The 11,283-nt window shown below is 72.7% G+C and carries 12 protein-coding genes; 5 read left to right on the forward strand and 7 right to left on the reverse strand.

All coding sequences use genetic code 11. The features are described 5' to 3' along the window. Positions 1-139 precede the first annotated feature (139 nt). Positions 140-1,159 (forward strand): DUF5937 family protein, encoded by a 1,020-nt coding sequence (locus BI06_RS08180; protein WP_043466751.1) that lies wholly within the window; start codon positions 140-142, stop codon positions 1,157-1,159. A gap of 277 nt (positions 1,160-1,436) precedes the next feature. Continuing rightward, complete coding sequence (locus BI06_RS08185; protein WP_030392646.1) at positions 1,437-2,111, forward strand: Crp/Fnr family transcriptional regulator; 675 nt, start codon at positions 1,437-1,439, stop codon at positions 2,109-2,111. A 127-nt stretch (positions 2,112-2,238) separates the two neighbouring features. On the opposite strand, the gene BI06_RS08190 is transcribed toward BI06_RS08185, so the two are convergent. The 5 genes from BI06_RS08190 to BI06_RS52295 form a co-directional block, all read right to left on the reverse strand. Then, positions 2,239-3,066 (reverse strand): MBL fold metallo-hydrolase, encoded by an 828-nt coding sequence (locus BI06_RS08190; protein ID WP_030392645.1) that lies wholly within the window; start codon positions 3,064-3,066, stop codon positions 2,239-2,241. Beyond that, positions 3,063-3,233, reverse strand: a complete 171-nt coding sequence (locus tag BI06_RS50440; protein ID WP_157855182.1) for a hypothetical protein — start codon at positions 3,231-3,233, stop codon at positions 3,063-3,065. The genes BI06_RS08190 and BI06_RS50440 overlap by 4 nt, the downstream gene beginning before the upstream one ends. A gap of 114 nt (positions 3,234-3,347) precedes the next feature. After that, a complete protein-coding gene (locus BI06_RS08195; RefSeq protein WP_199523259.1) occupies positions 3,348-4,226 on the reverse strand; it encodes an NUDIX domain-containing protein in 879 nt (292 codons plus the stop codon). 287 nt (positions 4,227-4,513) lie between these two features. Continuing rightward, the gene (locus BI06_RS08200; protein WP_030392643.1) at positions 4,514-4,984 is read right to left on the reverse strand and encodes a RidA family protein; all 471 of its coding nucleotides are present in this window, start codon (positions 4,982-4,984) and stop codon (positions 4,514-4,516) included. Further along, on the reverse strand, positions 4,981-5,139 hold the full coding sequence (locus BI06_RS52295; RefSeq protein ID WP_093860985.1) for a DUF4177 domain-containing protein: 159 nt from the start codon (positions 5,137-5,139) through the stop codon (positions 4,981-4,983). Before BI06_RS52295 ends, BI06_RS08200 begins: the two co-directional genes overlap by 4 nt. A 200-nt stretch (positions 5,140-5,339) precedes the next feature. Between BI06_RS52295 and BI06_RS08205 the strand changes: the two genes are divergently transcribed. Continuing rightward, the gene (locus tag BI06_RS08205; protein WP_051740475.1) at positions 5,340-6,449 is read left to right on the forward strand and encodes an ArsA-related P-loop ATPase; all 1,110 of its coding nucleotides are present in this window, start codon (positions 5,340-5,342) and stop codon (positions 6,447-6,449) included. Beyond that, on the forward strand, positions 6,446-7,639 hold the full coding sequence (locus tag BI06_RS08210; RefSeq protein ID WP_030392641.1) for an ArsA family ATPase: 1,194 nt from the start codon (positions 6,446-6,448) through the stop codon (positions 7,637-7,639). Before BI06_RS08205 ends, BI06_RS08210 begins: the two co-directional genes overlap by 4 nt. Positions 7,640-7,803: 164 nt before the next feature. On the opposite strand, the gene BI06_RS08215 is transcribed toward BI06_RS08210, so the two are convergent. After that, entirely contained in the window at positions 7,804-8,127 is a 324-nt protein-coding gene (locus tag BI06_RS08215; RefSeq protein ID WP_037779213.1) for a WhiB family transcriptional regulator, read from the reverse strand. 423 nt (positions 8,128-8,550) lie between these two features. Between BI06_RS08215 and BI06_RS08220 the strand changes: the two genes are divergently transcribed. Further along, positions 8,551-10,899 (forward strand): transglycosylase domain-containing protein, encoded by a 2,349-nt coding sequence (locus BI06_RS08220; protein WP_082558372.1) that lies wholly within the window; start codon positions 8,551-8,553, stop codon positions 10,897-10,899. Positions 10,900-11,028: 129 nt separating this feature from the next. Here the strand turns inward: BI06_RS08220 and BI06_RS53280 are convergent. Beyond that, on the reverse strand, positions 11,029-11,283 hold a 255-nt coding region (locus BI06_RS53280), incomplete at its 5' end, for a GatB/YqeY domain-containing protein (RefSeq protein ID WP_043466754.1).

The following is an 11,283-nucleotide window of genomic DNA, read 5'->3' on the forward strand; positions in this document are numbered from 1 at the left end:
CCGGGAGGGGTTCCGGGAGCCGCCGGGGCGGGAGTGGCGGTTGCGCGCCGTCGACATCCTGCGGCCGGTCTTCGGGCGCCCTCCAGTGATTAAGCTGAGGCTGAATCCTGGGCCGGAGCGGGAGAGTGGGCGGGCACCGATGCGGACCGAACTCGCGTTCTCGACGGACGACCTGGCCCGGACCAGGTTCGCCGTCTCCCCCATGTGGGAGGTGGTGACCAGCCTCCGGGTGCTGGCCCACCGGGCCGTCCCCGCCCTGCACCGGCCCTGGGCCGCACAGGTCCGCCGGGCGGCGGAGGCCACCGGACCCGCCGTGCGGCGGCTGGCCGCGCTGGTCCCGGCCGCCGGCCACCTGCCGGACTTCCTCACCCCGGTCCCCGCCGGCGCCTCTCCCGCACTCGCCGAGGAGCTCGCCGCGATCGCCGCGACCCCGCCCGACCGGGTGCGGGCCGATCTCGACATCCTGGCCGGCGAGCGCGGCGGACGGCTGCCCGCCGTCCTCGAACCCCTGCACCGCGACCCGTCCGGCCTGCTGCCCCTGCTGGTGGCCGACATCGAGGAGTACTGGGAGTTCGCGCTGCGACCGCACTGGGCCCGGATCCGCGCGCTGCTGGAGGCGGACGTGCTGCACCGCGCCCGGCAGGCCGCCGGACGCGGCAGCGCCCAGGTCCTGGACGACCTCCACGAAACGGTCCGCTGGGACGGCGGCGCGCTGCGGCTGGAGCAGCGGCACTGCGCGGTCCAGCGGCTGGACGCCGGGGCCGGGCTGGTCCTGGTGCCCTCGGTGTTCGCCTGGCCCCGGGTGCTGACCCGGACACTGCCGCCGGATCCGCCGCAGCTCGCCTACCCCGCGCGCGGCGTCGCCACCCTGTGGGAGTCCGGGCCGGTCGCGGACCCGGCCGAGGCGCTCGCCGCCGTCCTCGGGCGCTCCCGGGCGCGGCTGCTCGCCGAACTGGACGCGCCGGCCTCCACCACCGAGCTGGCCCGGCGGACCGGGCTCTCCACCGCCGGGACCTCCCAGCACCTCACCGCCCTGCGCGCGGCCGGGCTGACCAGCGCGCAGCGGGCCGGACACGCCGTCCTGCACACGCGCACCGCCGTCGCCGACGCCCTGCTCGCGGCGGACGCGGACGGCCTGGCGGCAGATCCGGCCGGGTGAGCCCGCGGCGACCGCCGGACGGCTCCCGGGCCGGTCGTGAACCGGTCTCCGAGCCGGTGCCGAGCTGGTCCCGAACCGCTCCCCCAGCCCGTCCCCGAGCCGCTCGGAGCCGGGGTCCGGAGCGGTTCCGGCGGTACGAATGGCCCCGCGCAGCACACCTCGGCACACCCCCTCCTCATATGATCGGAGCGACATGCGCCATGCTTGGTGATGCAGAGCACTGTACGAACTTGTGCCGGAGGGCTTGACGGCCGGCCGGCCGAGAAGGAGGAAGCACGTGGACGACGTTCTGCGGCGCGCCGCACTCTTCGCGGCACTCGACGACGAACAGGCCGGCGAGCTGCGCGCTTCCATGACCGAGGTGACGCTCGCCCGCGGCGAGTCGCTGTTCCACGAGGGCGACCCCGGCGACCGGCTGTACGTCGTCGCCGAGGGCAAGGTCAAGCTGCACCGGGCCTCGCCGGACGGCCGCGAGAACATGCTCGCCGTCCTCGGCCCCAGCGAGATGATCGGCGAGCTGTCGCTGTTCGACCCGGGCCCGCGCACCGCCACCGCGAGCGCGCTGACCGAGGTCAAGCTGCTGGGCCTCGGCCACGGCGACCTCCAGCCCTGGCTGCACGCGCGCCCCGAGGTCTCGATCGCACTGCTGCGCGCCATCGCCCGCCGTCTGCGCCGCACCAACGACGTGATGTCCGACCTGGTCTTCTCCGACGTGCCCGGGCGCGTCGCCAAGGCCCTGCTGGACCTCTCCCGCCGCTTCGGCGTGCAGTCCGACGAGGGCATCCACGTCGCCCACGACCTCACCCAGGAGGAGCTGGCCCAGCTGGTCGGCGCCTCCCGCGAGACGGTCAACAAGGCGCTCGCCGACTTCGCCGGCCGCGGCTGGCTGAAGCTGGAGGCCCGGGCGGTCGTGCTGATGGACGTCGAGCGGCTCTCCCGCCGCTCGCGGTAGTCCGCGCTCCCCGAGCACCTGTGCGAAGGGCCCGTACGCTCCGGCGTACGGGCCCTTCGCCGGTCCTTCGCGGGTCCGGCGGGCAGCAGGCGGCGCCCGGTCAGTCCCGTCAGTCCGGTCAGTCCGGTCAGTCCGGGATGAGCCCGTGGTCCCTGAGGTACTGGAGCTGCGCGAGGACCGACAGCTCGGCCGCCGGCCACAGCGCGCGGTCCACGTCCGCGTACACCCGCGCCACCACCTCGGCCGCCGTCCGGCAGCCGGCCTCGACCGCGGTCTCGACCTGGGCCAGCCGGCCGGCCCGGTGGGCCAGGTAGTAGTCCACCGCGCCGAGCGCGTCCGCGAGCACCGGCCCGTGCCCCGGCAGCACCGTCCGGACGCCGTGCTCGGCGGCCATGCCGTGCAGGTGCCGCAGCGAGTCCAGGTAGTCGCCGAGCCTGCCGTCCGGGTGGGCGACCATCGTGGTGCCCCGCCCGAGGACGGTGTCGCCGGTCAGGATCGCGCCGTCCGCGGGCAGGTGGAAGGTGAGCGAGTCCGAGGTGTGGCCGGGGGTGCCGATCACCCGCAGGTCGAGGCCGCCGACGTCCAGGCGCTGCCCGTCCGTGAGCCCCTCCGAACCGAGCCGGTGCGCCGGGTCCAGTGCGCGGACCTCGCTGCCGGTCAGTTCGGCGAACCGGGCCGCTCCCTCGGAGTGGTCGGCGTGCCCGTGGGTGAGCAGGGTGAGCGCCACCCGCTTGCCCTGCTGCTCGGCGGTCTCGATCACCCGGCGCAGATGGCCCTCGTGCAGCGGGCCCGGGTCGATCACCACCGCGAGGTCCGAGCCCGGCTCGGAGAGCAGCCAGGTGTTGGTGCCGTCCAGCGTCATCGGCGACGGGTTCGGCGCCAGCACGCAGAGCGCACGGGGGGTGGCCTCGCCGCCGATCCCGGCGGCGGGGTCACCCGGCAGCAGTCCGCTCACCTGCGGTCCTCGGTGACGCGGTGCAGCGCCCGGAGCGGCAGCGCCCGGGTGAGGGCGCGCTGCGCCACCTCGGTGAAGCTGACGGAGTCGCAGGCCGGGCGGCGCGGGATCAGGCGGCGGGCGGGCATCTCGGGTGCCGTCCGGCGAGCCACATCGTTGTGGGTCATCGGGCGTCGGTCCTTTCTCGTACGGATCACTCGGGGGTGGAGCGGGGGTACTGCAAGGGCGGTGCAGGGACGGGCAGTGTAGGAACGGGCGGTGCAGGAACGGGTGGGGCGCGGTCAGCCGACGCGTTCCTCGGGGAACGTACCGTCGATCGTCAGTTCGTCGTACCCCGGCCAGCGGACGGTCAGTCGCTCCCCGCGCACCTCGGCCCGGCCGAGCACCGGCTCCAGCGAACGGTCCGCCGCCGCGCCCAGCGCCTCGGCGGCGCTGCGTACCGGCTCCAGCTCACGCAGCACGGTGACGGTCGGCGGCAGCATCCCGAACCGGCCCTCCTCGTAGCCCCGGACGGCCTCGGCCGGGGTGAGCCAGGCGACCCGGTCCGCCTCGCCGACCTCGCGGGCGGCACGCTGCCCGGTCGGCAGGGCGGCGACGAAGAACCAGGTGTCGTACCGGCGCTCCTCGAAGGCCGGGGTGATCCACCGGGCCCAGCCGGCCAGCAGGTCGCTGCGGAGCAGCAGCCCGTGGTCGCGCAGGAAGTCGGCGAAGGAGAGCTCGTGGGCCTCCAGGGCGGCACGCTCGGCGGTCCAGTCCCGGGGCTCGGCGACGCTGTCGGCGTCCGGACCGGCCAGCAGGACGCCGGCCTCCTCGAAGGTCTCGCGGACGGCGGCGCAGACCACGGCCTGCGCGGTCCGGGCGTCCACGCCGAGCCGTTCGGCCCACTCCTGCGGGCCGGGACCGGCCCAGCCGAGCTCGGCCTCCGCGTCCCGCGGGTCGACCCCGCCGCCCGGGTAGGCGTACATCCCGGCGGCGAAGGCCATCGAGGTGCGCCGCCGCAGCAGGTACGCCTCCGGGCCGGCGTCCGTCCCGGTATCCCGGAGCAGCACCACGGTGGCGGACTGCCTGGGCACGGGCGGGGTCAGCTCCCCGGCCTCGGCCGCCCTGATCCGGGCGGGCCAGCCGGGGGGCATCGGGAGCGTCGTTGCTCGCTGGTCCATGCCCGGATGCTAAGCGCCCGGGGGCGGGCTTGGACAGGGGTGATCCGTTGTGCGGACCGTCTCCGACGGACCGCCCCTGCGCGGGCCGGGGCGTCCTCGCCCGGACACACGTCCGCCCCGGACTCCGTGCGGGTCCGGGGCGGGCGGGGCGTCGAGGGTGTCCGTCGCGTCGAGGTCTCCGGCGCGAGGGTGTCCGACGTGAGGGTGTCCGGCGCGCTCGAGGGTGCAGAGCGTGTTGAGGGTGTCGAGCGCGTCGGGGGTGTCCGGCCGCGGGTGCGGTCGGTCGGTCAGGCTCCGGCGCGGACGCGGACCTGGATCTCGACCTCGACCGGGGCGTCCAGCGGCAGCACGGTGACGCCCACCGCGCTGCGGGCGTGCACGCCCGCGTCGCCGAGCACCTTGCCGAGCAGCTCGCTCGTGCCGTTGATCACGCCGGGCTGGCCGGTGAAGTCGGGGGCGGAGGCGACGAAGCCGACGACCTTGACGACCTGCTCGACCAGGTCGAGGTCACCGATCACCGACTTGACCGCGGCCAGGGCGTTCAGCGCGCAGATCTGCGCGAGCTCCTTGGCCTCCTCCGGGGTGACCTCGGCGCCGACCTTGCCGGTGCTCGGGAGCTTGCCCGCCACCATCGGCAGCTGGCCGGAGGTGAAGACGAAGTCACCGGTACGCAGCGCGGGCACGTAGGCGGCGACCGGGGCGGCCACCGGCGGCAGGGTCAGACCCAGCTCGGCCAGCTTCTCCTCGACCTTGCTCATGCCTGCTTCTCCCGCTTGAAGTAGGCCACCAGCTGCTCCGGGTTCGGACCCGGTACGACCTGGACCAGCTCCCAGCCGTCGTGGCCGAAGTTGTCCAGGATCTGCTTGGTGGCGTGCACCAGCAGAGGTGCCGTCATGTATTCCCACTTGGTCATGGCCAGACTCTAGACGTTCCGTCCCGGCGATCGGCCCCGGTCCGCGTCCGGGCGCGCTCCTGCGTGTGAGGTGGCCCACAAAGCGGGCATGATTCGGGTCCGGCGCCCCGGGTAGTCCCGGCATCCGGTGCGGTCCCTGGTTACCCTCGCGGGAGGGCACCTGCGTGGTGCCGGCCCTCGGAGACGGACGGAGACGGAGCGTGGCACGCACCCCCGGCCAGGCGGCCCGGCGCGATCCCGACTGGGAGGGCGTACGGCTGCACGTGGTCAGCGGCAAGGGCGGGACCGGGAAGACCACCGTGGCCGCGGCGCTGGCACTGGCGCTCGCCGCGGAGGGACGCCGGACCCTGCTGATCGAGGTGGAGGGCCGTCAGGGCATCGCGGAGCTGTTCGGCATAGCGGCACTCCCCTACGAGGAGCGCCGGATCGCCACGGTCACCCCGGCCCAGCTGGGCCTGCCGGCGAGCGGCTCGGCGGGCGGCTCGGCAAGTGGCACGCCGGGCGGCTCGGTGAGCGGTGAGCTGCACGCGCTCGCCATCGACACCGAGCAGGCCCTGCTCGAGTACCTCGACATGTTCTACAAGCTCGGCCGGGCCGGGAAGGCGCTGCAGAAGGTCGGGTTCGTCGACTTCGCGACCACCATCGCCCCCGGCGTCCGGGACGTGCTGCTGACCGGCAAGGCCTGCGAGGCCGCCCGCCGCAAGGGCCCGGACGGACGGCGGACCTATGACGCGGTGGTGATGGACGCACCGCCGACCGGCCGGATCACCCGGTTCCTGAACGTCAACTCCGAGGTGGCCGGGCTGGCCCGGATAGGGCCGATCCACAGCCAGGCGCAGGCCGTGATGAGGGTGCTGAAGTCGCCGGAGACCGCCGTGCACCTGGTCACCCTGCTGGAGGAGATGCCGGTCCAGGAGACCGTCGACGGCATCGCCGAGCTGCGCGAGGCCGGTCTGCCGGTGGGCGGGGTGCTGGTCAACATGGTCCGGCCGCCGCTGCTGGACGCGGCCGCGGTGGCCGCGGTCGACGGCGACCACCGCGAGGAGGTCGCGCTGGCCCTCGGCGAGGCGGGCCTCGGGGGCCGCTCGCGCAAGCCGGAGACCGTCCGGGCGGCGGTCGAACCGCTGCTCGATCCACTGCTGGCACAGGCCAGGGAGCACGCCGAGCGGGTGGAACTGGAGCGCGCCCGGCGCGCCGACCTGCAGCACCTGAAGCTCCCGACGTACGAACTTCCACTGCTGGGCGAGGGTGTGGACCTCGGCACGCTCTACCGGCTGGCGGGCGAACTGAAGCGTCAGGGGGCAGCGTGAGCGGGCGGACCGGCACCACCGGACAGAGCGGCGCGGGCGCCGGCGGCAGCCGGCTCGCCGTGGACGAGCTGATCGACAACCCGAAGACCCGGATCATCGTGTGCTGCGGATCCGGCGGCGTCGGCAAGACCACCACCGCGGCGGCGATCGGCCTGCGGGCCGCCGAGCGCGGCCGCAAGGTCGTCGTCCTGACCATCGACCCGGCCCGGCGGCTGGCGCAGTCGATGGGGCTGACCGAGCTCGACAACACCCCTCGGATCGTCAAGGGCGTGACCGGCGACGGCGAGCTCCAGGCCATGATGCTCGACATGAAGCGGACCTTCGACGAGGTCGTGCTGGCGCACGCCGACCCCGAGCGGGCCCGCGCGATCATGGAGAACCCCTTCTACCAGTCCCTGTCGGCCGGCTTCGCGGGCACGCAGGAGTACATGGCGATGGAGAAGCTCGGCCAGCTGCGGGCGGCCGAGGAGTGGGACCTCATCGTCGTCGACACACCGCCGTCCCGGTCCGCGCTGGACTTCCTGGACGCGCCGAACCGGCTCGGGTCCTTCCTCGACGGCAAGGTGATCCGGATCCTGACCGCCCCGGCCAAGGTCGGCGGGCGGTCCGCGATGAAGTTCCTGAACGCCGGGATGGGCCTGCTCACCGGCACCCTCGGGAAGATCTTCGGCGCCCAGCTGCTGACCGACGTCCAGACCTTCGTCAGCGCGACGGACTCGATGTTCGGCGGCTTCCGGGAGCGGGCGGACCGCACCTACCAGCTGCTCCAGGCGCCGGGCACGGCGTTCCTGGTGGTGGCCGCCCCGGAGCGGGACGCACTGCGCGAGGCGGCGTACTTCGTGGACCGGCTGGCCGCCGACCGGATGCCGCTGGCCGGACTGGTGCTCAACCGGGTGCACGGGACCGGCGCCCCGCAGCTCACCGCCGAACGGGCGCTGGCCGCGGCCGAGGCGCTGGAGGAGAACGGTTCGGAGCAGGTCTCGCCGGACGCCGAGCTGCTGGCGGCCGGGCTGCTGCGGCTGCACGCCGAGCGGATGCAGGTGATGGTGCGCGAGCGGCGGACCCGTGACCGCTTCGTCTCGGTGTACCCGGACGTGCCGATCGTCGAGGTCGCCGCGCTGCCCGGGGACGTCCACGACCTGGAAGGACTGCGGACGATCGGGGAGCGGCTCAGCGGGTCCGCGGACTGACACTCGGCGGGGCCGGTCCAGGTTCTCGGACCGGCCCGGGTTGTCGCACCGGTCCGGGCCGTCGACCCGGACCTCCGGACCCGAGCCCCCCGACCCGGGTTGTGCGCGCCGACCGTGCTCCGCACGGCCGAAGCCCGCGCGGCCGAAGCCCGTGCGGCGGTGACTCAGCCCGCCTGGGCGTAGTCCGTCAGTATCACGCCGGTGGCCAGCGAGGTCTCGTACTCGGTGCGGGCTGTCTCCAGCAGCCGCCGCCACGAGATCACGGTCGGCCGACGGCGCAGCAGCGCCCGGCGCTCGCGCTCGGTCATCCCGCCCCAGACCCCGAACTCCACCCGGTTGTCCAGGGCGTCCGCCAGGCATTCCGTGCGCACCGGGCACCCGCTGCACACCGCCTTGGCGCGATTCTGCGCCGCCCCCTGGACGAACAGTTCGTCCGGATCACTCGTGCGGCAGGCGGCCTGCGCACTCCAGTCGTCTACCCAGCCCATGCCGGCGCCGTCCTCTCCCGAATCGAGGCTCCCCCACGGCGGCAACGGCATATTCACCGTTGCCAGTTGAGGACGTTACGGAAGAACGACAGCTTGCAACAGCCCCTTCGGGCTCAATCTCGAATGACCCGATTGGACTATGGGTGGCGATCAGCTCACTCGTTGGAGTGATCGCAGGTCGCAAGCATTGCCAGGTCCGCGTTCACCACTCTCGCCACGCGGACCACTACACAGCGCTACCGGACACAGGGGTGCAGCCGCCATCAGCTGCCTCAAAAACGCCCCGAAGGTAGATAATTCGGGCAATTCTCATCACTCACAAGAGTGATCGATGCTGACGCAGCGAAGCTGTCGCAAGCTTGTGACAAGCCTAGGCGAACACCTGCCCCGGTGTGCGGCATTCGGCAACGTAGGGTTCTCCCCATGGCACCGAAGCGCCCCCAGGCACCCCAGCCCCCAGGCAACACCGGAGCTCCGCGCGGCAAGCGCCGCGGGTCACCGCTCGACTACGCGGGACACGGAGTGAAGTTCCTGGGGGTCAGCGTGCTGTCCGGAGTACTGCTGGCAGGCATGGCCCTGCCCGCCGTCGGCGCGCTCGGCCTGACCGCCAAGAACACGGCGGAGGGCTTCTCCAACATCCCGGACGACTTCAAGACGCCGCCGCTCACCCAGGCGACCCAGATCTTCGACGCCAAGGGCGGGCTGATCGCCAAGGTCTACGAGCGCGACCGCACCGTCCTCACCGCCGACCAGATGTCCCCTTACATGCGCCAGGCGCAGGTCGACATCGAGGACGCCCGCTTCTACGACCACGGCGCCGTCGACCTCAAGGGCGTGCTCCGCGCGATCAGCAAGAACGCGGAGAGCGGCACCGCCTCCCAGGGCGCCTCGACGCTGACCCAGCAGTACGTGAAGAACGTCAACGTCGAGAAGGCCGGCGACGACCAGGCCGCCGTCCTGGAGGCCCAGCGCAAGACCCTGGGCCGCAAGATCCAGGAGCTGAAGGTCGCGATCAAGCTGGAGGAGGATCTGACCAAGGACCAGATCCTCACCAACTACCTGAACATCACCTTCTACGGTCACCAGGCGTACGGGATCGAAGCCGCCTCCCAGCGGTACTTCAGCAAGAGCAACAAGGACCTCACCATCGCCGAGGCCGCGACCCTGGCCGGCCTGGTGCAGAACCCGTCCCAGTACGACCCGGTGCGCTTCCCGGACAACGCGGTGAAGCGGCGCAACACCGTGATCGACAAGATGGTCGAGAACAAGCACGTCACCGCGGACCAGGCCAAGGAGGCCAAGGCCGCCCCGCTGGGCCTGAAGTACAAGGACCCGCAGAACGGCTGCATCACCGCCCAGGCGGGCATGGGCTTCTTCTGCGACTACGTCCGGCACGTGGTCAAGCAGGACCCGGCCTTCGGCAAGAACGCCGCCGAGCGGAAGAAGTTCTGGGACCAGGGCGGTCTGAACATCTACACCACCCTCGACCCGGACAAGCAGGCCGCCGCCCAGGCCGCGGTCACCGGCAAGGTCAAGGTCACCGACCCGGTGTCGGCCGCCGCGACCATGATGGAGCCGGGCACCGGCAAGATCCTGGCGATGGCCCAGACCCGCCCGTACGGCCTGGAGCCGTCCAAGAACCAGACCGTCGTCAACCTCAACGTCGACGCGGCGATGGGCGGCGGCAACGGCTTCCAGCCCGGCTCGACCTTCAAGCCGATCATCGCCGCGGCCGCGCTCGAGAACGGGATGGCGCCCACCAAGCCGTACCCGTCCGAGAACCGCATCGAGTGGCCGACGATGAAGACCTGCGAAGGCACCTGGAAGAACACCTACAAGGGCAACGAGCGCTACGTCCCGAACGAGAGCAAGAGCGAGGTCGGCCCCTACGAGCTGAAGCAGGCGATGGCCCTCTCGGTCAACACCTACTTCGTTCAGATGGAGCAGGACATGGGGCTCTGCCCCGTCAAGCAGATGCTCGACAAGCTCAACATCACCACCACCGCCTCCGGCGCCAAGCTGGACGTGGTGCCCTCGATCACCCTGGGCACCAAGGAGATGTCGCCGCTGACCATGGCGAACGTCTACGCGACCTTCGCCGCCCGCGGCAAGCACTGCACGCCGATCGCGATCAACAAGATCAGCACGGTCGACGGCAAGGACATCAAGGTCCCGCAGACCGCCTGCACGCAGGCCTTCTCCGAGCAGACCGCCGACGCGCTGAACACCGTCCTGCTCAATGTGACCGAGAAGGGCACCGGCGCCACCCTCGGCCTGGAGGACGGCCGCCAGATCGCCGGCAAGACCGGTACCACCGACAAGAAGAAGGCCGCCTGGTTTAGCGGCTACACCCCGCAGCTCGCCACCGCGGTCTGGATCGGCGGCCCCACCGGCGGCGTCGAGATGAAGAACATGAAGATCGGCGAGACCTACTACGGTGCCGACGGCGTCTTCGGCGCCACCGGCCCCGGCCCGATCTGGAAGATGGCCATGGACGCGGCACTGAAGGGCTCCCCGAAGGAGACCTTCCAGACCATCGACATCCCGGACCCGGCCCCCAAGCCGGACCCGAACGCCACCCCGGGCGCGACCGCCCCGGCCACGCCCCCCGCGGGCGGCGACCCGAACGCGGGCGGCAACCCGCCGCCCCCGGCCGGCAACCCCGGCGCCCCCGGCACCAACGCCGGCGGCCTGATCGGCGGCGGGTTCACCTTCCCGCCGGGGGTCATCGGCGGGAACGACGGCGGCGGGAACGGGCGCGGCCACCACTGAGCGGCCGGCCCTCGCGGCCTCCGGCAGGACGAAGAAAAGAGGGGCGCCCCCGAGCATCTCGCTCGGGGGGCGCCCCTCTTTTCTTCGTTCTCCGCTTTGCCCTTGCCCTGGCGCCGCTCAGCGGACCGGTCAGCCGGCGAGGGCGGACTTCACCGCGGCGGCCACCCGGCCGCCCTCGGCCAGGCCGTCGACCTTCGGCCGCACCAGCTTCATCACGGCGCCCATGCCCTGCGGACCGACCGCGCCGCTCTCGGCGACGGCGGCGGCCACGATGGCCGTCAGCTCGTCGTCGGACAGCTGCTTCGGCAGGTAACCCGCCAGCACCTCGCCCTCGGCCACCTCACGGGCGGCCTGCTCGACCCGGCCGGCGTTGTCGAACGCCTC

Source organism: Kitasatospora sp. MBT66, assembly GCF_000710405.2.
Classification (GTDB): Bacteria; Actinomycetota; Actinomycetes; order Streptomycetales; family Streptomycetaceae; genus Kitasatospora; species Kitasatospora purpeofusca.